General features: G+C 76.4%; 1 protein-coding gene and 1 pseudogene. Both read right to left on the reverse strand.

Annotated elements, in window-relative coordinates; genetic code table 11:
- A pseudogene (locus tag ABZV94_RS41165) lies at positions 1 to 738 on the reverse strand (histidine kinase); the annotation flags it as partial.
- Positions 739 to 823: 85 nt separating this feature from the next.
- A partial coding sequence (locus ABZV94_RS41170; RefSeq protein WP_356350181.1) for a SpoIIE family protein phosphatase occupies positions 824 to 2,684 on the reverse strand: 1,861 nt, incomplete at its 5' end.

A 2,684-nucleotide genomic window follows, 5' to 3' on the forward strand; every position in this document is an offset into this window, starting at 1 on the left:
CCCGGGGCCGCGGCGGTGCGTCGGCCGCACACCCCGCCGGCGCCCCCGGGCCGTGCCCGCGGGCCCCGGCGCGCGCGCGGCGGCCGCCGCGGCGAGCAGCAGCGGCAGCTGCTGCTCGGCCGCCCCGCCCACGTGCGCGGTGGTGATCCCGGCCGACACCAGGCCCACCACCCGGCCACCGGGGTCCTTCACCGGCACCACGACCTGCACCAGCGGGCCGATGGTCCCGGTGATGTGCTCGGTGACCGTGTGACCGGCCACGGCCGGGGCGATCGTGCCGACGAACTTCTTGCCGATGCGGTCGGCCTTGGGGTGCGTGTAGCGGATGCCGTCGGTGTTCATCACGACGATGAAGTCCACGCCCGTCGCCTTGCGGGCCGCCTCCGCGCGCGGCTGGAGGACGGCCGTGGGGTCCGGGGAGCGCAGGGCGGCCACCGTGCCGGGCGCGTTGGCGAACGTCTCGGCCACGGCGAGGGAACGGTTGCTCGCCTCGGTGTCGCTGTCGTGCCGGACCTGGAGCACCTGGGCCACCGCCGCCGACACGACCAGCAGCAGCACGATCACCACTTGCAGGAGGAACACCTGCCCGGCCACGCTGCGCCCGGTCACCGCCGACCGGAGCACCCCCGGCCGGCCGCCGTTCGCGCCGCGGTCCGCCGGCGGCGGGCTGTGCGGTGCGCGCGGATACCCGAAAGATCGCGGCGGCCGGGTCGCGGGCCGGCCGGGCAGTCGCACCATGTGCCCATGTCTACACTGCCCGGCGCCATGAGGCGAGACCATCACCCGGGGCGACGGGAGCGGAGCGGACGTGAGGGGGCGTCGGTCAGCGGTCGGGCGGCGGGCGGCGGGCGGCCAGGAGGAGGGCCACGTCGTCCGGGCGGTCGGTGGCGTGCCGGGCGGTGGACGTCAGCCGGTCGGCGACCCCGGACAGGGACCGCCCGCCGCGCCGGCCGGTACCGGCCCGGGCGAGCGCCAGCCGCAGCGACGCGATGCCGTCGTCGATGTCGGCGCCTGGCCGCTCCACCAGACCGTCGGTGTACAGGGCGAGGATCGCGTCCGGCTCCAGCCACAGCTCGGTCACCGGGTACCGGGCGTGCGGATCCACCCCCAGCACGACGCCCCCGGGGACGTCCAGCAGCAGGGTCCGGCCGTCGGGACGGCGCAGCAGCGGCGGCGGATGGCCCGCCCGGGCGATCCGGGCCCGGCCGGTGGCGGGGTCCAGGCGCACATAGCAGCAACTCGCGAACTGACCGGGATCCAGGTCGATCAGCAGATGGTTGGTGCCGCTCAGCACCTCGTCCGGCGGCCGGTCGCCCAGCGCGAAGGCGCGTACGGCGCTGCGCAGCTGGCCCATCGTGGCCGCCGCCTGCACCCCGTGCCCCTGCACATCGCCGATGACCAGCGCGAGCCCGTCCCCGGCCTCCACCACGTCGTACCAGTCACCGCCCACGTCCATGCCCTGCGTGCCCGGCAGGTACCGTCCTACGGTCTCCACCCGCGGATGCGTCGACAGCCGCCGGGGCAGCAGGGCCTGCTGGAGGCCGCGGGCGAGGGCCGCCTCGTCGTCGTAGCGCCGGGCCCGCTCCATCGCGTGCGCGATCAGCCCGGCGAGCGCGGTGAGGACCGTGCGTTCCTCCGTGCTGAAGGAGCGCTCGCGGTCGAAGCCGAGGATGCAGGACCCCACCGGCCGGCCGGAGGCGATCAGCGGCAGGAAGGCACGCGCGCCCACGTCCGCGTCGAGGGAGATCCCCGGATAGGCCGCGGCGATCTGCCCCATGGCCTCGAAGAACAGCGGCCGGCCGGTGGTCAGGGTCTCCACGCCGGGCAGGTGCGCGTCGAGGCCGACGCCCTCGAACTCCGTGAGGAAGCCCGGCGGGAACCCCGTCTCCCAGGCCAGGTACAGATGCCGGTCCTGGAGCAGGTAGATGGCGAGGCGCCGGCCGCCGAACGCGGGCAGCAGCTCCTGCATGACCACCGCCGACACCTGCCGGGCGGTCACCGCGTCCGTCAGCGCGATGGCCAGCGCGATCGGCCGGTACAGCGGCGTCATCGCGTGGGCGCCCGCCACCGTGTCGTGCGGAACAGTGACCTCGGGGACCGGCTCGCTCGTGGCGTCCACCCGGCTGGCGGGGACGAGCACGCAGGTCAGCAGGTCCGTGCCGGGGTGCACCGACATCGCCAGCCAGTCGCCCTCACCGGGTTCGTCCCGGTCGCCGGCCGGCCGCCGGGCGTGGAAGTGCACCGGCTCGGGGGAGAGCAGGGCGCCGCGCAGATGGTCGTCGTACGGCGGCCCGGTCAGCCAGGGCAGCGCGTCCCACAGCGGCCGTCCGAGCAGCCGCTCCCGCGCCCGGCCCGTGAGCCGGGCAGCCGCCGGGTTGACGTACACGATCGTCCCCAGCCGGTCCAGGCAGAACACGCCCTCCGGCAGCAGGTCGGCCGCGCCGTCGGCGGAGGCGGCCGTACCGGGGGCGAACACCACCCCGTGGACCGACGTCCCGGCGCTGTCCGCGTGCTCCGCGCCGACCGGCCACAGGTCCAGCAGCCGCGGCGTGCCGTCGTGGGCGCGCAGACTCAGCGGCGCGCTCGGCGGTTTCCCGGCGGCGGTGTCGCGCAGCGCGGCCAGGACGCGGTGCGCGTCGGCGGGGGCCACGGCGTTCGCGAGCGCCGTCGTCGTCCCCGCGAAC

Origin of the sequence: Streptomyces sp. NPDC004658, assembly GCF_040609555.1 — a bacterium.
GTDB lineage: Bacteria > Actinomycetota > Actinomycetes > Streptomycetales > Streptomycetaceae > Streptomyces.